Source organism: Streptomyces sp. NPDC020597 (assembly GCF_044335095.1).
In the GTDB taxonomy this organism is placed as follows: domain Bacteria; phylum Actinomycetota; class Actinomycetes; order Streptomycetales; family Streptomycetaceae; genus Streptomyces.
Genome location: NZ_JBIRUL010000022.1, coordinates 64103 through 87482 on the forward strand (window position 1 = coordinate 64103; position 23380 = coordinate 87482).

18 protein-coding genes are annotated in these 23380 nt (G+C 73.2%); 3 read left to right on the plus strand and 15 right to left on the minus strand.

Annotated features, from left to right (window positions below; all coding sequences use genetic code 11):
- Nucleotides 1-137 precede the first annotated feature (137 nt).
- On the minus strand, nucleotides 138-1274 hold the full coding sequence (gene dnaJ, locus ACH4ZA_RS29905; protein ID WP_319281708.1) for a molecular chaperone DnaJ: 1137 nt from the start codon (nucleotides 1272-1274) through the stop codon (nucleotides 138-140).
- A complete protein-coding gene (hrcA, locus tag ACH4ZA_RS29910; RefSeq protein WP_319281710.1) occupies nucleotides 1275-2291 on the minus strand; it encodes a heat-inducible transcriptional repressor HrcA in 1017 nt (338 codons plus the stop codon).
- A 161-nt stretch (nucleotides 2292-2452) separates the two neighbouring features.
- Here hrcA and ACH4ZA_RS29915 point away from each other — a divergent pair, with 161 nt between their 5' ends.
- Together ACH4ZA_RS29915 and ACH4ZA_RS29920 are read left to right on the plus strand one after the other, a co-directional pair.
- Nucleotides 2453-3181: an MBL fold metallo-hydrolase gene (locus ACH4ZA_RS29915; RefSeq protein ID WP_319281712.1), complete on the plus strand. Its 729-nt coding sequence runs from the start codon at nucleotides 2453-2455 to the stop codon at nucleotides 3179-3181.
- A 33-nt stretch (nucleotides 3182-3214) separates the two neighbouring features.
- Entirely contained in the window at nucleotides 3215-4024 is an 810-nt protein-coding gene (locus ACH4ZA_RS29920; RefSeq protein WP_398432467.1) for a DUF3097 domain-containing protein, read from the plus strand.
- Between the two features lie 216 nt (nucleotides 4025-4240).
- Here ACH4ZA_RS29920 and hemW read toward each other — a convergent pair whose 3' ends face one another.
- The 5 genes from hemW to lepA form a co-directional block, all read right to left on the minus strand.
- Nucleotides 4241-5473 carry a radical SAM family heme chaperone HemW gene (gene hemW, locus ACH4ZA_RS29925; protein ID WP_398432468.1) on the minus strand — a complete coding sequence of 411 codons (1233 nt, stop codon included), beginning with the start codon at nucleotides 5471-5473 and terminating at the stop codon, nucleotides 4241-4243.
- A gap of 159 nt (nucleotides 5474-5632) precedes the next feature.
- Nucleotides 5633-6727: a Dyp-type peroxidase gene (locus tag ACH4ZA_RS29930; RefSeq protein WP_398432469.1), complete on the minus strand. Its 1095-nt coding sequence runs from the start codon at nucleotides 6725-6727 to the stop codon at nucleotides 5633-5635.
- Nucleotides 6728-6958: 231 nt separating this feature from the next.
- Nucleotides 6959-9124: a SpoIIE family protein phosphatase gene (locus ACH4ZA_RS29935; protein ID WP_398432470.1), complete on the minus strand. Its 2166-nt coding sequence runs from the start codon at nucleotides 9122-9124 to the stop codon at nucleotides 6959-6961.
- Nucleotides 9125-9396: 272 nt separating this feature from the next.
- Nucleotides 9397-11271 (minus strand): AMP-dependent synthetase/ligase, encoded by a 1875-nt coding sequence (locus ACH4ZA_RS29940; RefSeq protein WP_319281721.1) that lies wholly within the window; start codon nucleotides 11269-11271, stop codon nucleotides 9397-9399.
- A gap of 325 nt (nucleotides 11272-11596) precedes the next feature.
- A complete protein-coding gene (gene lepA / locus ACH4ZA_RS29945) occupies nucleotides 11597-13465 on the minus strand; it encodes a translation elongation factor 4 (protein ID WP_398432471.1) in 1869 nt (622 codons plus the stop codon).
- A gap of 220 nt (nucleotides 13466-13685) precedes the next feature.
- Here lepA and rpsT point away from each other — a divergent pair, with 220 nt between their 5' ends.
- Nucleotides 13686-13952: a 30S ribosomal protein S20 gene (rpsT, locus tag ACH4ZA_RS29950; protein WP_057574704.1), complete on the plus strand. Its 267-nt coding sequence runs from the start codon at nucleotides 13686-13688 to the stop codon at nucleotides 13950-13952.
- A 192-nt stretch (nucleotides 13953-14144) separates the two neighbouring features.
- On the opposite strand, the gene ACH4ZA_RS29955 is transcribed toward rpsT, so the two are convergent.
- The 8 genes from ACH4ZA_RS29955 to ACH4ZA_RS29990 form a co-directional block, all read right to left on the minus strand.
- Nucleotides 14145-14540, minus strand: a complete 396-nt coding sequence (locus ACH4ZA_RS29955; protein WP_319281724.1) for a nuclear transport factor 2 family protein — start codon at nucleotides 14538-14540, stop codon at nucleotides 14145-14147.
- 290 nt (nucleotides 14541-14830) lie between these two features.
- Nucleotides 14831-15820 carry a DNA polymerase III subunit delta gene (gene holA, locus ACH4ZA_RS29960; RefSeq protein WP_398432472.1) on the minus strand — a complete coding sequence of 330 codons (990 nt, stop codon included), beginning with the start codon at nucleotides 15818-15820 and terminating at the stop codon, nucleotides 14831-14833.
- Nucleotides 15821-15865: 45 nt separating this feature from the next.
- Nucleotides 15866-16111 (minus strand): hypothetical protein, encoded by a 246-nt coding sequence (locus ACH4ZA_RS29965; RefSeq protein WP_319281728.1) that lies wholly within the window; start codon nucleotides 16109-16111, stop codon nucleotides 15866-15868.
- Between the two features lie 71 nt (nucleotides 16112-16182).
- Nucleotides 16183-17157: an arylamine N-acetyltransferase gene (locus tag ACH4ZA_RS29970; protein ID WP_398432473.1), complete on the minus strand. Its 975-nt coding sequence runs from the start codon at nucleotides 17155-17157 to the stop codon at nucleotides 16183-16185.
- A gap of 4 nt (nucleotides 17158-17161) precedes the next feature.
- Nucleotides 17162-19825, minus strand: a complete 2664-nt coding sequence (locus ACH4ZA_RS29975; protein ID WP_398432490.1) for a ComEC/Rec2 family competence protein — start codon at nucleotides 19823-19825, stop codon at nucleotides 17162-17164.
- Nucleotides 19826-19950: 125 nt separating this feature from the next.
- Nucleotides 19951-20811, minus strand: a complete 861-nt coding sequence (locus ACH4ZA_RS29980; protein ID WP_319278787.1) for a ComEA family DNA-binding protein — start codon at nucleotides 20809-20811, stop codon at nucleotides 19951-19953.
- A 540-nt stretch (nucleotides 20812-21351) separates the two neighbouring features.
- A complete protein-coding gene (locus ACH4ZA_RS29985) occupies nucleotides 21352-22197 on the minus strand; it encodes a DegV family protein (RefSeq protein WP_319278786.1) in 846 nt (281 codons plus the stop codon).
- Nucleotides 22198-22413: 216 nt separating this feature from the next.
- Complete coding sequence (locus tag ACH4ZA_RS29990; protein ID WP_398432474.1) at nucleotides 22414-23145, minus strand: hypothetical protein; 732 nt, start codon at nucleotides 23143-23145, stop codon at nucleotides 22414-22416.
- Nucleotides 23146-23380: the final 235 nt, after the last annotated feature.

Sequence of the window (23380 nt, forward strand, 5' to 3'; positions counted from 1 at the left end):
GGACAAGTCCGAATCGGCCCTTCCCCGGGCACGTGGCGGCGAGCCGGCCGTCGGCGCGCACTCGGCGGGGAGGAGGCGGGGACGGGATGGGGAAGGGGCGGCGGGGGGAGAAGGACAGCCCGCCGCACCCCACGCCGTCACCGTCCGTTGAACGCGTCCTTCAGCCGCGAGAACAGTCCCTGCTGGCCGGGCTGGAACTGCCCCGTGGGCCGCTCCTCGCCCCGCAGCTTCGCCAGCTCCCGCAGCAGCCGCTCCTGCTCGGGGTCCAGCTTCGTGGGGGTCTGCACCTCCACGTGCACGATGAGGTCGCCACGCCCGCCGCCGCGCAGATGCGTGACGCCCCGGCTGTGCAACGGGATCGACTGGCCGGACTGGGTGCCGGGCCGGATGTCGACCTCCTCCAGGCCGTCCAGCGTCTCCAGGGGCACCTTCGTGCCCAGGGCCGCCGCCGTCATCGGCAGGGTCACCGTGCAGTGCAGGTCGTCGCCGCGCCGCTGGAACTGCGCGTGCGGCAGCTCGTGGATCTCCACGTACAGGTCGCCGGCGGGGCCGCCGCCGGGGCCGACCTCGCCCTCGCCCGCGAGCTGGATCCGGGTGCCGTTGTCGACGCCGGCCGGGATCTTCACCGTCAGGGTGCGGCGCGAGCGCACGCGCCCGTCGCCCGCGCACTCCGGGCAGGGGGTCGGCACGACGGTGCCGAAGCCCTGGCACTGGGGGCACGGCCGCGACGTCATGACCTGGCCCAGGAAGGACCGCGTCACCTGCGACACCTCGCCGCGACCGCGGCACATGTCACACGTCTGGGCGCTGGTGCCGGGGGCGGCGCCCTCACCGCTGCACGTCGTGCAGACGATCGCCGTGTCGACCTGGAGGTCCTTCGTGGTGCCGAAGGCCGCCTCCTCGAGGTCGATCTCCAGCCGGATCATCGCGTCCTGGCCGCGCCGGGTGCGCGAGCGGGGCCCGCGCTGCGACGCCGTGCCGAAGAACGCGTCCATGATGTCGGAGAAGTTGCCGAAGCCACCCGCCCCGAAACCGCCGGCGCCACCGCCGCCCGCCTGGGACAGCGGATCGCCGCCGAGGTCGTAGACCTGCTTCTTCTGCGGGTCCGACAACACCTCGTAGGCGGCGTTGATCTCCTTGAACCGCTCCTGGGTCTTCGGATCCGGGTTGACGTCCGGGTGCAGCTCGCGCGCGAGCCTCCGGAAGGCCTTCTTGATCTCTTCCTGCGACGCGTCGCGGCGCACGCCGAGGACGGCGTAGTAGTCCGTGGCCACTTACGACTCCGCCAGGATCTGTCCGACGTACCGTGCCACCGCTCGTACCGCTCCCATCGTTCCCGGGTAATCCATGCGGGTCGGTCCGACCACGCCGAGTTTGGCGACTGCCTCGCCGCCCGAACCGTAGCCGACCGACACCACGGAAGTGGAGTTGAGTCCCTCGTAGGCGTTCTCGTGACCGATGCGTACGGTCATGCCCGAATCCCCCGCCTCGCCAAGGAGCTTGAGGAGCACGACCTGCTCCTCGAGGGCCTCCAGGACGGGCCGGATGGTGAGGGGAAAGTCATGTCCGAAGCGGGTGAGATTTGCGGTTCCGCCGATCATCAGCCGCTCCTCGTTCTCCTCGACGAGCGTCTCCAGCAGCGTGGAGAGCACCGTCGAGACCGTGCCGCGGTCCTCCGCCTCGAAGGCGTCCGGCAGGTCCTCCACCAGCCGCGGCACGTCGCTGAAGCGGCGGCCCGCCACCCGGCTGTTGAGCCGCGCGCGCAGATCCGCCAGCGAGGACTCCCCGAACGGCGCCGGGCAGTCCACCAGCCGCTGCTCGACCCGCCCGGTGTCCGTGATCAGCACCAGCATCAGGCGTGCGGGCGCGAGCGAGAGGAGCTCCACGTGCCGCACGGTCGAACGGGTCAGGGACGGGTACTGCACGACGGCGACCTGCCGGGTGAGCTGCGCGAGCAGCCGTACCGTCCGCGCCACGACGTCGTCGAGGTCGACCGCGCCGTCCAGGAAGTTCTGGATGGCGCGCCGCTCGGGGCCGGTCATCGGCTTGACGCCGGCCAGTTTGTCGACGAACAGCCGGTAGCCCTTGTCGGTGGGGATCCGCCCGGCACTGGTGTGCGGCTGGGCGATGTACCCCTCGTCCTCCAAGGCGGCCATGTCGTTGCGGACCGTCGCCGGGGAGACGCCGAGGTTGTGCCGCTCGGTGAGCGCCTTGGACCCCACGGGCTCCTCGGTGCCGACGTAGTCCTGGACGATGGCGCGCAGCACCTGGAGCCTGCGTTCACTCAGCATCGCGCGCACACCTCCAGAATCTCGTCCCCCAGTCCCCTGGGCCCTCGCGTTTGGCACTCTTCACATTCGAGTGCCAGCGTTTCCCGGCCAGTGTACGGCTGTGGGGTACACCCGGGGCAAGGTCGGCCCCGGCACCGGCGCCCTGCAGTTAGCGTCGCGGTATGACGATGACTTGGGAAGAGCTGGGATGGGAGCGGGTCGCGGCGGGGGTGGGCCGGTGCCGGCTGCCGGGCTGGGACTGCACCGTGGGGCTGGTCGTCGGCACGGGCACGGCGCTGGTGATCGACGCCGGGTCGACGCTGGCGGAGGGGGCGCTGCTGCGGGCGCAGGCCGAGCAGCTCGCCGGCGGCCGTGTGACCCATCTCGCGCTGACCCACCCCCATTTCGACCATGTGCTGGGTGCGGCGGCGTTCGCCGGCGCCGAGGTGTTCGGGGCGGTGGGCATCGACTCCGTGCCGGCCGAAGAGCTGCGGTCGGACGCGGTCCGGCAGGGTGTCGACGAGGCCGCGGCCACGGAGGCGGCGGACACGCTCGTGCGGCCCCGCCACTTCGTCTCCGGGGAGTGGACGCTCGACCTGGGCGCCGGCCGGCAGGTCCTGCTGGCGAACGTGGGCCCCGCCCACTCCGCCCACGACCTGGCCGTCCTCGTACCGGGTGCGGCGGCCGGCGAGCCCGAGACGGTCTTCTGCGGCGACCTGGTCGAGGAGTCCGGCGATCCGCAGGCCGGCCCGGACGCCGTGCCGTCGCGCTGGCCGGCAGCCCTGGACCGGCTCCTCGACCTCGGCGGTGAGGACGCGCGGTACGTGCCCGGTCACGGGGCCGTGGTGGACGCGGCGTTCGTGCGGGCCCAGCGGGACGCGCTCGCGAAGCGGTTCGGCGTGTCGCCGTAAGCCCCCCTCACGGATTCTCCTATCGTCATCCGAATGCGCCAGTACTCCGCCGACCTGACCCCTCCCTGGAAGAAGCCGACGCCGGTCCCCGAGGTCGCGGCGGAGCCCGGCCTGGTGGTGGAGGAGCCCGGCACCGGCTTCTGCGGTGCGGTGATCCGCTGCGAGGCCGGCACGGTGACGCTGGAGGACCGCTTCGGCAAGCACCGGGTCTTCCCCCTGGAGCCGCGCGGCTTCCTGCTCGAGGGCAGGGCGGTGACCCTGGTGAGACCCGCAGCGGGCCCCGCGCGTCCCGTCCGCACCGCCTCGGGTTCGGTCGCCGTGCCGGGCGCCCGCGCGCGCGTCGCCCGCGCCGGCCGCATCTACGTCGAGGGCCGGCACGACGCCGAGCTGGTCGAGAAGGTGTGGGGCGACGACCTGCGCGTCGAGGGCGTGGTCGTGGAGTACCTGGAGGGGGTGGACGACCTGCCGTCGATCGTCGCCGCGTTCGGCCCCGGCCCGGACGCGAAGCTGGGCGTCCTGGTGGACCACCTGGTGCCCGGCACGAAGGAGTGGCGCATCGCGCAGTCGGTGACCAGCGAGCACGCGCTGGTCGTCGGCCACCCGTACATCGACATCTGGGAGGCCGTGAAACCGGCGTCCCTCGGCATCGCGGCATGGCCGCGGGTCCCGCACGGTCAGGACTGGAAGACGGGCGTGTGCCGGGCGCTGGGCTGGCCGTCGGAGAACACCGGGGCGGTGTGGCAGGCCATCCTCAAGCGGGTCGGCTCCTACAAGGACCTGGAGCCGGAGCTGCTGGGCCGCGTGGAGGAACTGATCGACTTCGTCACGGACGGCGGGGCCTGAGGCGGGCCCGACGCCCGCCCGCACGGCGCCGCCGTCCGCGGAGGGGCGCACGCACGGAAGCGGGGCGCACGCCCTGGTCCGCGCCGGTCCGCTCCCCGATTCACGGCCCGGTCCGGTCCGAGGCCAGATCACGGTCCGGTCCGAGCGCGGACCACGGCCCGGTCCGAGCCCGGCTTCACGGCACGGTCCGAGCCCCAGGCTTCACGGCCCGGGGGATCAGTCCACCAGATCCCGCACCACGGCGTCCGCCAGCAGCCGGCCGCGCAGCGTGAGCACCGCGCGCCCCTCGTCGTACGGTCCCTTCTCCAGCAGACCTTCGCCCAGCGCCCGGCGGGAGGCCGTGAATCCCGCCGGCCGCAGCAGGTCCAGCGGCACGCCCTCGCGCAGCCGCAGCTCCAGCAGGACCCGCTCCACCCTGCGGTCCTCGTCGGACAGCAGCTCCCGGCCCGCACCCGGCGAGCGGCCCGCCGCCAGTGCCGCCGCGTACGCCCCCGGATGCTTGACGTTCCACCAGCGCACCCCGCCGACGTGCGAGTGGGCGCCCGGCCCGGCGCCCCACCAGTCGGCGCCGCGCCAGTACAGCTCGTTGTGCAGACAGCGCGCCGCAGGCGAGACGGCCCAGTTGGAGACCTCGTACCAGTCGTAGCCGGCCGCCGACATCACCTCGTCCGCGATCAGATAGCGGTCGGCGTGCACGTCGTCGTCGGTCATCGGGACCTCGCCGCGGCGGATGCGGCGGGCCAGCTGCGTGCCCTCCTCGACGATCAGGGCGTACGCGCTGACGTGATCGGGTCCGGCGCCCAGGGCCGCGTCCAGCGAGGCCCGCCAGTCGTCGTCCGACTCTCCCGGGGTGCCGTAGATCAGGTCCAGGTTGACGTGGTCGAAGCCCGCCGCGCGCGCCTCCGCCACGCACCGCTCGGGGCGGCCGGGGGTGTGCGTGCGGTCGAGGACCTTCAGCACGTGCTGCCGCGCGCTCTGCATGCCGAACGAGACCCGGTTGAAGCCGCCCTCGCGCAGGGCCGTCAGATAGGCGGGGTCGACGGACTCCGGATTGGCCTCCGTCGTCACCTCGGCGTCCGCCGCGAGGCCGAACTCGTCGCGCACCGCGCCCAGCATCCGCACCAGGTCGGCGGCGGCCAGCAGGGTCGGCGTGCCGCCACCGACGAAGACCGTGCGGACCTCGCGCGGATCGTCGCCGAGGACCTTGCGGGCCAGCCTGATCTCGTCGATCAGGGTGTCGGCGTAGTTGTCTCGGGAGGCGAGGACCCCGCCGGTGCCGCGCAGCTCGGTCGCGGTGTAGGTGTTGAAGTCGCAGTACCCGCAGCGGGTCGCGCAGTACGGAACGTGCAGATAGAACCCGAGGGGGCGGTCGGCGGCGCCGGCGAGCGCGGACGCCGGGAGCGCGCCGTCGCCGGGAACCGGCTCACCGTCGGGGAGTGCGGAAGGCATACGGCCCATTGTCCCGCACGCCCGCGCCGCCTCTCGTCGGCGCGGACCCGGGGCCGTGAACCACGCCGCGGGCCCGGGGCCGTGAACCACGCCGCGGGCCCGGGGCCGTGAACGGCTCAGCCGTGACCTGGGCCGCTCCGGCCGCGACCGGGGCCGCTCTCAGGCCAGCAGCTCCGCCCCCAGCGGGCGTCCCGGACCGGCGCCCGGCAGAACGTATGCCACCGCCGAGCCCCGCGCCTGGATGAACGCGGCCAGGTCGTCCTGTGCGGCCATGCGGCGCTGGACCCGGGCGAACAGCGCCGGGTCCCGCATGAAGGCGAGGAACAGCAGGCCCTGGTCGGTGGGGCCGTCGGCATAGGAGTAGCTGCGGCGCAGCATCCGGGCGCCGTCGTCGAGGCGGGGGCTCACGGCGCGCACGTGCGAACGCGGCGGCGTGGTGTACCGGCCCTGCGGGTCCTTGGCGAGCGGGTCGACCTCGTCGTGCTCGGATCCGCCGTCGAGCGGGGCGCCGGTCGCGCGGCGACGGCCGACGATCTCCTCCTGGCGGGGCACGGCGAGCCGCGCGAAGTCCTCCACGCGCAGGTGGACGCGCCGCACGACGAGGTAGGTCGCGTCGCCCGACCACACCCAGCGCTCGCACTCCTCGGCGGTCGGGTTGGCGCTGCCGTTCCTGAACCCGAACAGGTCGCGCGGGGCGCCGCCGCCGTCCGAGGGCGGCAGAAAGCCCGCCTGCCGCCAGCGCGGGCCCAGCGCGTCCCCCGCCAGCCGGGTCAGGGTGGCCGCGGTCGCCTCGGTGGCGTCGGCCGAGTCGGCGCACAGCTGCACCAGCACGTCGCCGCCGCAACGGGCGGGGTCGAGCCGGTCGCCGGGGAAGGAGGGCAGCTCGCGCAGGGCGTCGGGGGCGCGCAGGCCGAGACGGTCGGGCAGCCCGGGGCCGATGCCGAGCGTGGCGGTGAGACGGGCCCCGCTGCCGCCGCCGGCCTCCCGGGTCCCGCCGTCGCCGCCGGCCTCCTGGGTGTCCGCAAGGGCGCGGGTCCACCTGGCGAGCACCGCCTTCAGCTCCCGTGCGCCCGCCGTACCGCGCAGGGCGGGATCGAGGTCGTACGCCATGACCAGCGCGGTGGCCTGTTGCGGGGTGGTCACCCCGGCCTGGCGGCGGCGCGCCGCGTGGGCCCCGGGCCCGGGCGCGCCCGCCGGCGGACCGGCCTCGCGGGTGCATGCGGTCGCGGTCAGCCCGATTCCCGCGCCGGCCATCAGGACGCTCCGGCGGGTGGGCGTGTCATCTACGGCATTCGTCGCCTTCGGCACAAAACGGGACCATACATGCGCAGGTGCGCCCGGGCCGCGACCCTCGCCGCACGGCCCCTGTCCTTCAGGGCGCCACCGCCGACGCACCACCGCCGACGCACCACAGCCGACGCCGCCGCCCGCGCCTTCGCCGACTCGGCCGGGCCGTCCGGTGTGAGCACCCCGCGCCTACTGCGCCTACTGCGCCTGCAGCACCAGCAGCGCGAGGTCGTCGTCCGGCGGCTCCTCGCCGAACTCGTGGACCAGGTGCCGGATCCGCTCCGCGATCAGCTCCGCGTCCAGTCCTGCGCAGCCCGCCAGCGCCGTCGCGAGACCGTCCTCGTCGTCGAACTGGCGCGTGCCCGAGCGCCGCTCCGTCACGCCGTCGGTGACGCACAGCAGACTGTCGCCGGGACGCAGTTCCAGGGAGTCGCAGGTGTAGACGACGTCCTCGACGACCCCGAGCAGGGTCTGCGGGCGTCCGGCCGTGGCGACCGCGCCGTCCGGCGCGAGCAGCAGCGGCAGCGGGTGCCCGGCCGAGGCGAGGGTGCAGCGGACGCCGCCCTCGAAAGGGGCCAGCTCGCCGTACAGGAGCGACAGGAAGCGGGTCTGCGGGCCGTCCGCGGGGCCGGCCGGGCCGACGAAGGCGCGGGCGGCGGCGTCGGCGGCCTCGGTCGCGTCGTCGAGCAGGAGCTGGTTGAGGCGGTCCAGGACGTCGGCGACGCCGTAGCCCTCGCGGGCCAGCAGCCGCAGCCAGGGCCGGGCCAGGCCGATGACGACGGCCGCTTCCGGGCCCTTTCCCTGGACGTCCCCCACGGCGAAGCACCAGCGGCCGTCGCCCGCCGGGAACAGGTCGTAGAAGTCACCGCTGGGCCCGCCCTGCTCGCGCGGCTCGTACACGAGGGCGCTGCACACGCCGGGGATCTCGGCGACCGCGCCGGGCAGCAGCCCACGCTGCAGGACGGCGCTGATGGTGGCCTGCCGGGCGTACTGACGGGCCGCGCCGATGGCCAGCGCCACCCGGCGGCCGAGATCCTCCACGAGCCCGGTGACCTCGTCGGGGAAGACGCCCGGTCCGGCCCGCCCGAGGACCAGGGTGCCCAGGGGCCGGCCGCCGGCGATCAGCCGGTAGGCGAGGGCGGCGCCGTGCGGACCGAGGGCCGACGCGGGCCAGGGATAGGGCTCCGGCCCCGAGCGGGGACCGCCGTCGGGCGGGCACGGCGGATCCTTCTCCAGGGCGTGACGCAGCTCCTCGATGCGGTTCTCGCTGCCGTGCCAGACCCGGGCCAGCCGCGGTCCCGGGCCGCCGGCCCAGTCGCCGCGGCCGCTGACCTCGTCCTCCAGCCACACCGCGCACCAGTCGGCGAGCCGCGGCACCAGCAGCTGCCCGGTGAGAGCGGCGACCAGGTCCTCGTCGAGCTGGCCGGCGAGCAGGTCGGACGCCTCGGCGAGGAAGGAGAGGGCGCCGCGGTCGAGCCAGTCCGGGTCGCCCCGGCCGTTCGTTTCCGGTTCGGGGGCGAGGGCGTCGAGGAGACCGGTGAAATCGTCGTGCCCGTGTCCGTGTCCGTGTCCGTGTCCGCAGCCGTGGTCCAGGGCGAAGCCGGAGTTGAAGTCGGAATCGAAGCCGGGGTCGAAATCGGGGTCGAGGTCCGGGTCGACATCGGGGTCGAGGTCGGAATCGAAGTCGGGGTCGAGGTCGGGGCTGTGACCGATGCTCTGGGCCTCGCCCCGCACGGGGCCGGCGGCGCGGGCCCCGGCGGTGCAGCCCACCCCGTGGCGCGGCCGGCCCGCCCCCTCGCCCGCCCGCTCGGCCGCCGGGACCGTCCCGCCGCCGGCGGAACCAGGCTCGGCCGGCTCGGCGCTCGACAGCAGCCGCGCCCAGACCGTCTTCGCCCCCCTGCGGTACGTCACGCCCCAGGCGTCCGCCAGCGTCGCGACCAGGCGCAGGCCACGGCCGTGCTCCGGCGTGCCCCGGGGCGGGTCGGGGGCGTGGTCGCGCGGGGTGCGGGAGGGGTGCCGGTCACAGACCTCCACGACCACCGCGAGAGCGCCGTCGGGATGACCGGGTTCCGCGTCCAGCCGGCACACCAGCTCGACCTCGGTGCCGGCGTGCACCACGGCGTTCGTGACGAGCTCGCTGACGACGAGTATCACGTCCTCGGCGAGGCGCTCACGGAGCTTCACCGCGCCGGGCAGGCCGGTGCCCGCCCACTCCGACAGCGCGGCGCGGACCAGGTCGCGGGCGGCACCGGGGGCGAGGGAGCTGCCGGCCAGGATCGCGCGCGCCTGCGGGAGCCCACCCGCGCGCGCGGGCGCGCCTCCGGCCCGGGAGAAGGTCTCCCGTTGCGTCGGAATGGCACCCATGCGCGGCTCCCCGGACAGTACGGACGCCATCAGCGTGACAGACCGGGTCCGTCCATGAGCACTGGGTCACCGAAGTGGGCCGTCCAGGGCGAGAAGCGTGCTATGCAAAGGCACGTCTGTGCCCGTTGACGCACGGTTGAGGGGCGGAATCCGAGCATCCGGAGTCCGCCCCTCCTCTTGGGCGCCGGCACTCGCCCCTGCGCCCCGCCGGTCACGCCCCGCTGGGCGGGCGCGGACACGCCGGTGCGGCCGCGCCGCTCACATGGCGCCGGTCACGCCTCGCGCGATCCGGCGTACATCTCCTCGATGAGGTGCTTGTACTCCCGTTCCACGACCGGGCGCTTGAGCTTCAGGCTCGGCGTGATCTCACCGTGCTCGACGTCCAGGTCACGGGGCAGCAGCCGGAATTTCTTGATCGTCTGCCAGCGCTGGAGGCCCTCGTTGAGCTGCTTGACGTAACCGTCGATGAGCTCCACGGTGGCGGGCGCGGCCACGACCTCCGCGTACGGCTTGCCGGCCAGCCCGTTGTCCTTCGCCCAGTCCAGGAGGGACGGTTCGTCGAGGGCGATGAGCGCGGTGCAGAAGTTCCGGTCGGCGCCGTGCACGAGGATGTTGGAGACGTACGGGCAGACCGCCTTGAACTGGCCCTCGACCTCGGCGGGCGCGATGTACTTGCCGCCGGACGTCTTGATGAGGTCCTTCTTGCGGTCGGTGATCCGCAGGTACCCGTCGGGCGACAGCTCGCCGATGTCGCCGGTGTGGAACCAGCCGTCCGCCTCGAGCACCTCTGCGGTCTTCTCGGGCAGCCCGTGGTAGCCCTCCATGATGCCGGGGCCGCGCAGCAGGATCTCGCCGTCGTCGGCGATGCGCACCTCGGTGCCGGGCAGCGGCTTGCCGACCGTGCCCGTGCGGTAGGCCTCGCCGGGGTTCACGAAGGAGGCGGCGGAGGACTCCGTCAGGCCGTACCCCTCGAGGATGTGGATGCCGGCGCCGGCGAAGAAGTAGCCGATCTCGGGTGCGAGGGCCGCCGACCCGGAGACACAGGCGCGCAGGTTGCCGCCGAAGGCCTCGCGGATCTTGGCGAAGACGAGCGCGTCGGCGACCTTGTGCCGGGCGCCGAGCCCGAACGGGACGGACGCGCTGCCGGTGCGCCGGAAGTTGTCCTGGGCTGCCTTGGCGTACTCGCGGGAGACCCCGGCGGCCCACTGGAAGATCTTGTACTTGGCCCCGCCGCCCGCACGGGCCTTGGCGGCGACGCCGTTGTAGACCTTCTCGAAGATGCGCGGCACGGCGGCCATGTACGTCGGCCGGACGACCGGCAGATTCTCGATGATCTTGTCGACGCGGCCGTCGACGGCGGTGACGTGTCCGACCTCGATCTGGCCGGAAGTGAGCACCTTGCCGAAGACGTGCGCGAGCGGCAGCCACAGGTACTGCACGTCGTCGGGGCCGACCAGGCCGGTCGCCGCGATCGCCTTCGCCATGTACGACCAGTTGTCGTGCGGCAGACGCACGCCCTTGGGACGGCCGGTGGTGCCGGAGGTGTAGATGAGGGTGGCGAGCTGGTCGGAGGTGATCGCGGCGACCCGCTCCTTGATCAGGCCGGCCTCCTTCTCCAGCCGGGCCGCGCCGCGCTTCTCCAGCTCGTCCAGGGTGAGGATCCAGTCGGCGGTCTCCACGCCGGCCGGGTCGATCACGACCACATGGGTGAGGTCGGGCAGCTCTGCGCGCTTCTCGACCGCCTTGGCGAGCTGGGCCGCGTCCTCGGCGATCAGCACCCGGCTCTCGGAGTCCGAGAGGATGAACGCCGACTCCTCGGCGTTGGTCTGCGGGTAGACGGTGGTCGTGGCGGCGCCGGCGCACATGATGCCCAGGTCGGCGAGGATCCACTCGAGGCGCGTGGAGCAGGCGAGTGCGACGCGCTGCTCGGGCTGCACGCCGAGTTCGATGAGGCCGGCCGCGATCGCGTAGACCCGCTCGGCGGCCTGCGCCCAGCTCAGCGTCTTCCAGGCGTCGGGGCCCTCACCGGACGCGGCGGGCACCGGATGCCGGTACGCCTCCCCGTCGGGCGTGGCCGCCACGCGCTCCAGGAAGAGGCCCGCGACCGACGGCGGACGGTTCTCGATCAGTGTCTGTGTGTCGCTCACGACATCCTCCGGGGCCCGCGACGGTGCGGCTGGCTCGTTGCGGCGTCGTTCGACGCGCGGCTGCTGTTGACGGCGGCTCTGTTGACGACGGCTGTACTGGACGACGGCTGCAACGGGTCGACGGCTGTGCCGGACGACCGCTGCACCGGACGGCGGCTGTTGTTTAACTCATGAGTAACTACCGAGCAGGCATCAGAGTAAAGGGCGACTGGCCAGCGCGTAAGGGGCTCCGGGCGGTCACTTTCTCCTGAGTACAGCCAAAGGGCCCGCCGCGCGACAGCACGACAGGCCCTTTTCCCGCCCGGGATCCCGGGCTTCGGCTCGGTTACTTCTTCCCCTTGCCGGATCCCGCGCTGTCGTCGCTGCTCAGAACGGCGATGAAGGCCTCCTGCGGAACCTCCACGGAACCCACCATCTTCATCCGCTTCTTGCCTTCCTTCTGCTTCTCCAGCAGCTTGCGCTTACGGGAGATGTCGCCGCCGTAGCACTTGGCGAGGACGTCCTTGCGGATGGCGCGGATGGTCTCGCGGGCGATGACCCGGGAGCCGACGGCCGCCTGGATCGGCACCTCGAAAGCCTGCCGCGGGATGAGCTCGCGCAGCTTGGCGACGAGCCGCACGCCGTAGGCGTACGCGGCGTCCTTGTGGGTGACCGCCGAGAAGGCGTCCACCTTGTCGCCGTGCAGCAGGATGTCCACCTTGACCAGGCTGGAGGCCTGCTCACCGGTGGGCTCGTAGTCCAGCGACGCGTAACCGCGCGTCTTGGACTTCAGCTGGTCGAAGAAGTCGAAGACGATCTCCGCGAGCGGGAGCGTGTAGCGGATCTCGACCCGGTCCTCGGAGAGGTAGTCCATGCCGAGCAGGGTGCCGCGCCGGGTCTGGCACAGCTCCATGATCGACCCGATGAACTCGGAGGGCGCGAGGATCGTGGCGCGTACGACGGGCTCGTAGACGTCGCTGATCTTCCCCTCGGGGAACTCGCTCGGGTTGGTGACGGTGTGCTCGCTGCCGTCCTCCATCACCACGCGGTAGACCACGTTGGGCGCGGTGGCGATGAGGTCGAGCCCGAACTCGCGCTCCAGCCGCTCACGGATCACGTCGAGGTGCAGCAGGCCGAGGAAGCCGACGCGGAAGCCGAAGCCGAGGGCGGCGGAGGTCTCCGGCTCGTAGACGAGCGCGGCGTCGTTGAGCTGGAGCTTGTCGAGCGCGTCGCGCAGCTCCGGGTAGTCCGAGCCGTCGAGGGGGTACAGGCCCGAGAACACCATCGGCTTGGGGTCCTTGTACCCGCCGAGGGCCTCGGTCGCGCCCTTGCTCAAGGTGGTGATGGTGTCACCGACCTTGGACTGGCGGACGTCCTTCACGCCGGTGATCAGATAGCCGACCTCGCCCACGCCGAGGCCGTCGGCAGCCTTCATCTCCGGCGCCGAGACGCCGATCTCGAGCAGCTCGTGCGTGGCGCCGGTCGACATCATCCGGATCCGCTCACGCTTGTTGAGCTGGCCGTCGACGACACGCACGTACGTCACGACACCGCGGTAGGAGTCGTAGACCGAGTCGAAGATCATGGCGCGGGCGGGGGCGTTCTGGACGCCGATCGGGGCCGGGACGTCGGCGACGACCCGGTCGAGCAGGGCCTCGACCCCCAGACCGGTCTTGGCGGAGACCTTGAGCACGTCCGCGGGGTCGCAGCCGATGAGGTTGGCGAGCTCCTCGGAGAACTTCTCGGGCTGCGCGGCCGGCAGATCGATCTTGTTCAGCACCGGGATGATCTTGAGGTCGTTCTCCATCGCCAGGTAGAGGTTGGCGAGAGTCTGGGCCTCGATGCCCTGGGCGGCGTCGACGAGGAGGACGGTGCCCTCGCACGCGGCCAGCGACCGGGACACCTCGTACGTGAAGTCCACGTGCCCCGGGGTGTCGATCATGTTCAGGATGTGGGTGCTGCCCGGATCCTGTGTCGGGGCCCAGGGCAGGCGAACGGCCTGGGACTTGATCGTGATGCCGCGCTCGCGCTCGATGTCCATGCGGTCGAGGTACTGAGCACGCATCTGGCGCTGGTCGACGACTCCGGTCAGCTGGAGCATGCGGTCGGCGAGCGTGGACTTGCCGTGGTCGATGTGCGCGATGATGCAGAAGTTGCGGATCAGAGCCGGGTCGGTACGGCTCGGCTCGGGCGCGTTGTTAGGGGTCGCGGGCACGCAGGGTCCTGTCTCTTGAGGCGCCTTCGTGCCTCGGGTCGGATCGATACGTAGGCTCCATGGTCCCACGGGTGGCGACCGGAGACCGGTTTGGGCCACCCCGGCAGCCACTGCTAGTCTGGGCAGCTGTGTCTCATGCCCTCTCAGCGCGAGACACACTCAAGAAATCACCTGGTACGAGCCCCTACGGCTCCGTGCCTGAACCTGAAAAGGCTCATTCGTGGCGAACATCAAGTCCCAGATCAAGCGGAACAAGACCAACGAGAAGGCTCGACTGCGCAACAAGGCCGTCAAGTCCTCCCTGAAGACCGCGATCCGCAAGGCCCGCGAGGCCGCTGCCGCGGGTGACGCCGAGAAGGCTACCGAGTACCAGCGCGCTGCCGCGCGTCAGCTCGACAAGGCCGTCTCCAAGGGCGTCATCCACAAGAACCAGGCCGCCAACAAGAAGTCGGCGCTTGCTTCCAAGGTCGAGTCCCTCAAGGGCTGAACCGCTTCACTGATCTGATCGCCGGAAGGGACCACAGCGGGCCCTCTCATCCGCTCCCGTCCGGCGCCCCCGAGCCTGTACGCGGCCTGCGTTCGCCACGCGGGTACGGGCTCACCAGCTTGATCAGCTCTTCCGGAGGCCCCGGCGCTCTGCCCTTCCCCAGGGCGGGCGCCGGGGCCTTCGGCTTGGTCCTCACGACCAGAAGTCGTTGCTCGTGTCGATGTCCGAGACGCACTCGTCGAGATCCGTGATCTTGTCGCCGACGATCCGGAAGACGATGCACCCGTCTTCCTCGAGGTGCTTGCCGCCTCGGTCGGCGGTGAAACGGTGCACGGAGACGGCGTGCCCACGGCCGTCGACCATCACGTTGCGCAACTCGACGCGCATCGATCCGGCCGTCTCCGAGAAGAGCCTGCCGTACATGTCCGTGATCGCGTCGAGGCCCTTGAAGTCCCCGGAAAGGGGATGGGAACCGGGCACGTGATGCGTACAGTCCCCCGTCATCAGCCCGCGCAGGGTGTCCATGTCTCCGCGGGTGAAGGCCTCGTACCCCTGACGGACGAGTGCCGCGTGCGGGTGTTCAGCCATGTCGATCGCCACCTTTCCGATGCGCCGGCGATGTGCGGCTGGTACGTCCGATTCTCCTCCCGGGCAGGGGAACGGCGACTGGATCACGGCGCCGGGATCAAGGGCACGGTGATCAAGGGCATGGGGATCCACGGCGTGTGGATCCACGGCGTGTGGATCACGCGGTCCGGCTCACACGGTCCGGCTCACGGCGTGCGGATCCCGCCGGGGACGATCCCGCCCCCAGGCGTCACCACGAGGACGATCACGTCGGGCACTCGGCCGGCACGAGACACGCACGCGCGGGACGGTTACCCGCGCCCCCCGGACCGCGCCGCGCGCGCGATGGCCACGACGGCCTTCTCCAGGGCGTACTCGGCGTCGTCGCCGCCGCCCTTCACTCCCGCGTCCGCCTCGGCCACCGCCCGCAGGGCGAGGGCCACCCCGTCCGGCGTCCAGCCGCGCATCTGCTGCCGTACCCGGTCGATCTTCCAGGGCGGCATGCCGAGCTCGCGCGCGAGGTCGGCCGGACGGCCGCCGCGCGCCGAGGACAGCTTGCCGATGGCCCGCACGCCCTGGGCGAGCGCACTGGTGATCAGCACGGGCGCGACGCCGGTGGCCAGCGACCAGCGCAGCGCCTCCAGCGCCTCGGCGGCCCGCCCCTCCACCGCCCGGTCGGCGACGGTGAAGCTCGACGCCTCGGCCCGCCCGGTGTAGTACCGGCCGACGACGGCCTCGTCGATGGTGCCCTCGACATCGGCCACCAGCTGGGACACGGCCGACGCCAGCTCCCGCAGATCGCTGCCGATGGCGTCGACCAGCGCCTGACAGGCCTCGGGCGTGGCCGATCTGCCGGTCGCCCGGAACTCCTGTCTGACGAAGGCCAGCCGATCCGCCGGCTTGGTCATCTTCGGGCAGGCCACCTCACGGGCGCCTGCCTTGCGCGCGGCGTCCAGCAGCGCCTTGCCCTTGGCACCGCCCGCGTGCAGCAGGACGAGCGTGATCTCCTCGGCGGGCGACCCGAGGTACCCCTTGACGTCCTTGACCGTGTCGGCGGACAGGTCCTGCGCGTTGCGCACGACCACGACCTTGCGCTCCGCGAAGAGCGACGGGCTGGTCAGCTCGGCGAGCGTGCCGGGCTGCAGCTGGTCCGGAGTCAGGTCGCGTACGTCCGTGTCGGCGTCGGCGGACCGGGCGGCGGCCACCACCTCCTGCACGGCACGGTCGAGCAGCAGGTCCTCCTGGCCCACGGCCAGCGTCACCGGGGCGAGAGGGTCGTCGTTCGCAGTCTTCCTGGCCATCACCGAAAGCATCCCACGAGCCACTGACAACGCGGTCGACGCACCTCAGGGCTCCTCCCGCCAGCCCTCCCACTCCGCCGCGAACTCGTCCAGCGCCGCCGCGTCGAGCCGTCCGGCCTCGTCGTGCAGCAGGACGAGCCACTGCGCGTCCTCCGCGTCGTCCTCCCCGGCCAGGGCGTCGCGGACGATCCTCGGCTCCTCGCCGACGCCGAACCGCTCACCGAGCGCCTGAGCCACCTCCTCCGCCGCGTCGCGGTCCGGCAGCACCAGCACATGTCTCACATCGCTCACGGCGCCATTTTCCGGCACCCGCCCACGGCCCGTGCACCGCGTGCCCGCCCTCGACGCCCACCCGGCCGGGGTCAGCTGTGCGCGCGGACCGTCGGCACCCGCTCCAGCTCGATCCCGAACCGCTCGCGGTACACCGCCAACACCTCGTCGTCGGCCTCCAGTTCGCGCTCGATGCTCGTTCCGTCCGCGGACGTCGTCTTGAACCGGCGTCCGCCGAGCGTGATCCGCCCTCCCCCCTCGGTGAGCCGCGAGCAGATCAGCGACCGCGTGAAGTGCGACTCCGGTGAGGTGCTGTGCCACCACGCTCCCGCCGCGAAGTCCCCCAGCACCCGGGGCCGCACCTCCAGCCGGTACACCCGCGCTCCGTCCCGCACGACGTCCACGTCCCGCGCCCGCACCGCCGCGCCCGCTCCGGCCTCCGCAGCCGCCTCCGAACCGGCCTCCGGAACGGCTCCTGCCTCCGCTTCGGCCGGGTCCGGAGCGGCCGCGACGATCCTGAACGTCCCACCGGGGTCGCCCTGTTCGCCGTCGTGCCCCCACCGGAGCGGGTGGTGGCTGTGCGCCCCGAACCCGACGTCGGCCAGCCACTGCCCGCCGTCCACCGCCCCGACCAGCAGCGCCAGATGGTCGTACGGGATCCCGAGCCGGCCCTCCTCGCCGTACACCCGCGCCGACAGCAGGGTGACCTCGAAGCCCAGCGCCTTCAGCAGCGCCCCGAACGCCCCGTTCAGCTCGTAACAGAACCCTCCCCTGCGCGCCTCGACGATCTTCTCGACCAGCAGCCTCTCCTCCAGCACGATCTCCTGCCCGAGATGCACCGACAGGTTCTCAAACGGCACGGCCCGCAGATGCCGCAGATGCAGCTCCCGGAGAACGCCGGCGGTCGGGGCCGGGAGCGGCAGCTCGAGGCCGAGACGGTGGAGATAGGCCTCGACCCCACGAGCATCGGGGAAGCGGACGCCCGGGCGCCGGGCGCCGGACGGACGGGAGGCGCCCCGGGGGACGGAAGACCGGGGCTGTTCGTCCTTCGCATGTGCGGGATCCATTCCCTCAGTCTCGCGCCACCCGCAGCTCCCCGTCCCCTCCTCCGCCGCCGAAGACCGCCAGAGCCCCGTCCCGGTCCGTCCGCAGCACCACCGCCCCTCCCCTGCGCAGTGCCGCGACCGTGCTGGGCGCGGGGTGCCCGTACGGGTTGTCCGCGCCGCAGCTGATCAGCGCCAGCCGGGGCGCCACTGCCCGTATGAGGTCCGGATCCTGGTAGGCCGAGCCGTGATGCGCCACCTTCAGCACATCCACTCCGCGCACCAGCGCGGCCGCCGGCGATCTCGACAGCGCCCGCTGCGCCGGGGGTTCGAGATCGCCCAGGAGCAGCATGCGCAGCCCCGCCGATCGCACGAGCAGCGTCACACTCGCGTCGTTCGGGCCTTCCGGCGCGGGCGCGGGCAGCGGCGGAGGCCACAGCACCTCCCATTCCAGCGCGCCGAACCGCCGCCGCTCCCCGGCCACGGCCCGCACGAGGGGGATGTTCCGCGCCCTCGCCTCCTTCCGCACGAACTCCACCTGCTCCACGGGTTCCTCGAAGCCGGTCGTCTCGACGGCGCCCACCTCCCGGCCCCGCAGGACCCCGGGCAGCCCGGCCACGTGGTCGGCGTGGAAGTGGGTCAGCACGACGAGCGGCACCCTGGTGATGCCGAGCGTGCGCAGACAGCGGTCGATCAGCGCGGGATCGGGACCGGCGTCCACGACCACGCCGGCGCCGTCGCCCGCCGCGAGGACGGTCGCGTCGCCCTGCCCCACGTCGCACATCGCCAGCCGCCAGCCCGGCGGCGGCCAGCCCGTGAGCACTCTCGTCAGCGGCGGCGGCCGCACCACCACGAGCAGCAGCAGGGCCCCGCAGACCGCGCACAGCCACGGATGCCTCGACAACCGGCGCCCGCACAACACCGCCACGCCCGTGACGGCCGCCAGCAACGCAGCGCCCGCCCAGCTGCCCGGCCAGTCGATTCCCGCGCCCGGCAGCGCCGCGCCCGTGCCGGCCACGCCCGCGATCCACTCGGCGGGCCAACCGGCCCACCAGGCCAGCGCCCGCGCCACCGGCATCGACACCGGCGCGGTGGCCAGCACCCCGAAGCCCAGCACCGTCGCGGGCGCGACCGCGAACTCCACGAGGAGGTTGCAGGGCACCGCCACCAGACTCACCCGCGCCGACAGCACCGCGACGACCGGTGCGCACAGGGCCTGCGCGGCTCCGGCCGCCGCCAGCGCCTCCGCGAGCCTCGGCGGCACCCGCCGCCTGCGCAGGGCGGCACTCCACCGCGGCGCCAGCGTCAGCAGAGCCCCGGTGGCGAGGACGGAGAGCAGGAAGCCGTAGCTCCGGGCCAGCCACGGGTCGTACAGCACCAGGAGCAACACGGCAGTCGCCAGTGCCGGGACGAGGGACCGGCGTCGGCCGGTCGCCAGGGCCAGAAGCACGATCGCTCCGCAGGCCGCGGCGCGCAGCACGCTGGGGTCGGGCCGGCACACCACCACGAATCCGAGCGTGAGCACCCCGCCGAGCACCGCGGTCGCCCGCAGGGAGACGCCCAGCCGGGGCGCCAGGCCGCGCCGCTCGACCTGCTGGGCGAGACCAGGCGGCCCGATGAGCAGCACGAGGATGATCGTGAGGTTGCTTCCGGAGACGGCCAGGGTGTGGGCCAGGTCCGTCTCCTTGAAGGCCTCGTCCAGTTCGGGCGTGATCCTCGACGTGTCCCCGATCACCAGCCCCGGCAGCAGCGCCCTGGCGTCCGCCGGGAGGCCGTCGGTGGCCGCCCGCAATCCCGCCCGCAGCCTTCCCGCCGACCGCTGCGCGGCAGAGGGCCGTCCCACGACCGACGGCGGCGCCCCGCCCCGCACCCGCAGCACCGCCGCGAAGCGGTCCCCTCGGGCCTGCGCGGGCGCCAGCCGCCCGGCCACCCGCAGCCGCGTGGACGGCAGCAACGCGAGCCACGGAGCCTCGGGCCGCCCTTGGTGACCGCGGGCGCCGCCGGATTCCTTCCGGGCGTCGGGCCCTTGGCGTCGGCCGCCTCCCCTGCGCGATCCGGCGTCCACGATCAGCAGGACCGGCGTCCGCGTCGCCACCGTCGTCCTGGGCGCGGTCTCGACCCTGCGCACCTCCGCCTCGATCATCACCGAGTCGGGCATCACGTGGTCCCCTCTGACCCTGGGGCGCGTGAGCCGTGGGTCGGAGGTGAGCTCGACCTCGGCGGTGACGCGGGCGTATCTGCCCGCCAGCTCCGGCACCGGCCCGCGGCGCAGATCGGCGCCGTGCAGCCCGGCCGACGCGGCGGCCGCAGCCGCGCAGAGCAGAGAGGCGGCGACGGTCACGCACGGCCATCCCCTCCGACGACCCGCCCTCGCGGCTTTCCCGCCCGGCGAAGCCTCCCGACACCCCGCCGCGCCCGCCTCCTCCAGCTCTTCGGGGTCGACGCGCGGCCTGTCGCCCCAGGGGCCCGGCGTGAGCGAGGCGTTCCACGCGCTGTCACGCCTCACGGCCAGCAAGGTCGCGGCGACCGCCAGAAAGCCGAGCACCAGGCCGCCCACCAGCCCCGGGGCCGCGTCCAACGTGAGCGCGGCCGTGGCCCAGGCCGCGAGGGCGGGCGGTACGAGCCGGAGATCCACCGGCCCCTCCTGACGCGGGTGGGCGTCGCCCAGCCGCTTTCCGGAGACGGCGTGCACGGCCTGCCGACCGCGCCCACCAGGCACCGGCCAGGCGCCGTTCAACACGCCCTCGTCCTCTTCCCCGCCGCTGCCCCTGCCCCCGCCCCCGCTCCCGGGATTCCCCCGGATACCGTTCGCCCTCCTCATGGCCGCACGAGATTCCGCAGGTCGGCGAAGCGCCGCTCGCCGATTCCGTTCACGTCCCGCAGCTCGTCCACCGACCGGAAACCGCCGTGCTGTGCCCGGTGGTCGATGATGTGCTGCGCCAGCACCGGTCCCACCCCGGGCAGGGCCTCGAGTTGGTCGACGGTCGCGGTGTTGAGGGACACGGGGACCGCCGGGCCGCCGCCGGGACCTGCCGTGCCGGCGGACCCCGCCGACCCCGCTCCGGATCCTGCTCCCGGTCCCGCTCCCGCTGCGGCCCCGGCCGCCGACGGGACGCCGACGACGACCTGCTCGCCGTCCACAAGGAACCGTGCGCGGTTGAGACCGTCGGTGTCGGCGCCGGGTCGCACCCCACCGGCCGCGACCAGCGCGTCGACGACCCGCGAACCGGCCGGGAGACGGTGGATTCCGGGCTTGCGTACCTTTCCGCTGACGTCCACCACGATCTCGCCGCGGGCCGTGCCCCCGACGCTCCCCGCGCTCCCTTGACCCGGCGGACCGGCGGACGCCTCGGGCCCGCCCGCCGTCTCCCGCCTGTCTGCGGCCGCCCCGAAGGGAGCCACGGCTCGCACCGCCTCCGGCGCCTTCACCGGCTGGACCCTGCCGGCCCAGAAGTGCTGCACGGCGAAGCCCGCGGCAGCGACCAGCAGCACGGTCAGCGCCAGCACGCTCCTGCGTTCCAGTCCGCACCGCGCCTGCAGCCAGACCGGCATCCGCTCCCGCAGCGCAGGCCCCGCCCGCTCCCACCATGCCGCCCGGGCCGTCTGACCCGTGCGGTCGAAAGCACCGGCCTCTGCGGTGAGGACGGCGGCCTCCGACGCACCGCCCTCTGCGACCATGCCGGCGTCAACGCCCGCGCACCCGCCGCCGTCCGGTGTCCCGCCCCCTGGACCCAGGTCTCCCGCACCGTGCGCCGGGCATGCATCCGTCGTGTCGTCCGCGGACCCCGCGCCGTCGGCGGCACCGCCTCCACGGGACTCCGGCCGGTCGCCGTGTCCGCCGGGACCGTGGGACTCCGGCCGGCCCCTGCCGCCACCGGCACTGTCGCCCGCGCCGCCCCCGCCCGGCGGTCCGACGCCCGGCCTCTCCGCCTCCCGGGCCCGTGCGGTGAACAACGCCTGCGCCCGACGGCGGTTCTCCTCCGCCGAGTCATGACGGTGTCCCGCCCGATGGCCGCCGGGCGGACGAAGGCGGCGGGAGCGGCCGTCGGAACCGCGGGACCGGCCCGGGCCACTGGTCGCGTATGTGCTGCGTGAGCGTGATCGAAGTGCCATACGACGAGGATCGGACACTTCGCCACACCGCGATGATCTTGCTCGATTTCCGTGGACCGACGTCCCGTTGTGGATAACTCCGTCACCCGCAGGAGGGGGAAGTCCTCATCGTGGCGAGACCACGACTCCCAGCAGTCCGGGACCGGTATGGGCCCCGATCACCGCTCCGACCTCGCTGACATGCAGATCGACGAGTCCGGGGACGCGGGATCGCAGACGGTCCGCGAGAGCCGACGCCCGTTCGGGGGCGGCGAGATGATGCACGGCGATGTCCACCGGGGCGGTGCCCGCCCGGTCCGCGCCGAGCTCTTCCAGACGTGCGATCGCCTTCGAGGCCGTCCGCACCTTCTCGAGGAGGTCGATGCGCCCCGCGTCCAGCTGGAGGAGGGGCTTCACGGCGAGCGCCGAGCCCAACAGGGCCTGGGCCGTGCCGATCCGGCCGCCTCGCCGCAGATACTCCAGGGTGTCGACGTAGAAGTAGGCGGACGTGCCGTCGGCTCGCTTCTCCGCCGCGGTGACCGCCTCGTCGACCGTCCCACCCGTCTCCGCGACCTCGGCCGCCGCGAGCGCGCAGAAGCCGAGCGCCATGGCGACCATGCCGGTGTCCACCACCCGTACAGGAACCGGGGCCTCGCGCGCCGCGACCACCGCCGCGTCGTACGTGCCGGACAGTTCGGCGGAGAGGTGGAGAGAGACGATGCCGGAGGCGCCCGCCTCGGCGACCCTGCGGTAGGTCTCGGCGAAGTACCGGGGGCTGGGGCGCGAGGTGGTGACGGGGCGTCGCTTCTGCAGCGCCTGGGCCAGCGAGCGGGTGGAGATCTCACTGCCCTCTTCGAGTGCCTGGTCGCCGAGGACGACGGTCAGGGGCACCGCGGTGATGCCATGACGCTCCATCGTCCGCTGCGGCAGGTAGGCCGTTGAATCCGTGACGATCGCGACATGGCGGGACATGACCTGGAGGTTACCTGGCGTAGCCGCTGTGCGGCAGCCCGGCCCCTGGCAGCCGGGCTGCCCTTGACCGAATCAAATACCACGCGGAACGGCGCCCGCGCAGGGATCCGGTGAGACGGCGGGACCCGGTCACGCGACCCCGTCGGTACGCGACGACCGCGGCATCGCCATGCCGCCCGGCCCTCTGCCCACGGAGTGCCGAACGCCGGCTTCCGCTCAGGTGGTGCTCTCCGGGCGCGGCTTCTTCTGCCAGGAGTAGGTCTGGCGCGGTCCGGGCGGGGTGATGGCGGGCGGGGTCGGCTCGTCCGCGGTGCGTGCGCCGGGGGTCTCCGGCCAGGTCTGTCCCGCCGTCGGGCTGTCGGCGGCCGGCGCCTCGGGCCACGGCGGCGTCCGGTCGGGTTCCGAGGTGGTCCAGTGCCGCAGCGCGCCGGCCTCGACGCCGATCTGGGCGCTGAGGGAGTCGAGGTCGTCCTCCGCGAAGCGGCGGGCCCGGTCACGGGTGGCCCAGCGCAACGAGTCGGCCGATCCCGTGATGCGCTCGGTGCGCTCCCGCAGTGCCGGCAGACGCTCGGCGAGCGTCGCACGGTCCGGCTCCGACTCCAGGCGCTTGAGTTCGGCGTCCAGTTCATGGCCGTGCGCGCTGAGCCTCTGGAACAGGGCGAGGGACTCCTTCAGGGACACGTCCTCCTCGACGCCCGCCTGCAGTGCGTCCTGAGTGGCCCGCATCGACGTGCGCAGGGCGAGCCGCAGCTGGGCGATCTCGCCGGCCGGTCCGGACTGGGCGAAGGACTTGGCCCGCAGGGTCTGGTCCTCGACCGTGCGGCGGGCCTGGCCGATGGTGCGGTCGACACCCCGCTTGGCGGCCCCGATGACCTTCACCGTGGCGTAGGCGCCGAGCGCCAGGCAGAGCACGAAGAGCAGGACGATGACGGCGATCACGGCTTCCACGAGCTCCTCCTTCGACCTGCACGACGCGTCCGGCCCCGCAGGCGGCACACCACAGCCGGCGCCCCGCCCTTCAAACGGTAAACGAGACGGGCAGGCCCGGAGTTCCAGAAGAACCCCGAACCTGCCCGCACGGAACCCCTAAGGGACTCCGACATCACATGCCGCCCGGCCGGACGAGCCAAGGCCCCGCCTCACGCCCGGACCATGCCGTCGCCACGGGCGGTGCGGCCGGCCT

Excerpts from the sequence above, each read along its gene's own strand:
- ACH4ZA_RS29915 (WP_319281712.1), top strand. The coding sequence starts at position 2,453 with ATGACGATGACTTGGGAAGAGCTGGGATGGGAGCGGGTCGCGGCGGGG.
- holA (WP_398432472.1), bottom strand. The coding sequence starts at position 15,820 with ATGGCCAGGAAGACTGCGAACGACGACCCTCTCGCCCCGGTGACGCTG.
- ACH4ZA_RS29930 (WP_398432469.1), bottom strand. The coding sequence starts at position 6,727 with ATGGCCGGCGCGGGAATCGGGCTGACCGCGACCGCATGCACCCGCGAG.
- ACH4ZA_RS29920 (WP_398432467.1), top strand. The coding sequence starts at position 3,215 with ATGCGCCAGTACTCCGCCGACCTGACCCCTCCCTGGAAGAAGCCGACG.
- hrcA (WP_319281710.1), bottom strand. The coding sequence starts at position 2,291 with ATGCTGAGTGAACGCAGGCTCCAGGTGCTGCGCGCCATCGTCCAGGAC.
- ACH4ZA_RS29955 (WP_319281724.1), bottom strand. The coding sequence starts at position 14,540 with ATGGCTGAACACCCGCACGCGGCACTCGTCCGTCAGGGGTACGAGGCC.
- ACH4ZA_RS29970 (WP_398432473.1), bottom strand. The coding sequence starts at position 17,157 with ATGGATCCCGCACATGCGAAGGACGAACAGCCCCGGTCTTCCGTCCCC.
- hemW (WP_398432468.1), bottom strand. The coding sequence starts at position 5,473 with ATGCCTTCCGCACTCCCCGACGGTGAGCCGGTTCCCGGCGACGGCGCG.
- ACH4ZA_RS29935 (WP_398432470.1), bottom strand. The coding sequence starts at position 9,124 with ATGGGTGCCATTCCGACGCAACGGGAGACCTTCTCCCGGGCCGGAGGC.
- ACH4ZA_RS29985 (WP_319278786.1), bottom strand. The coding sequence starts at position 22,197 with ATGTCCCGCCATGTCGCGATCGTCACGGATTCAACGGCCTACCTGCCG.
- ACH4ZA_RS29980 (WP_319278787.1), bottom strand. The coding sequence starts at position 20,811 with ATGGTCGCAGAGGGCGGTGCGTCGGAGGCCGCCGTCCTCACCGCAGAG.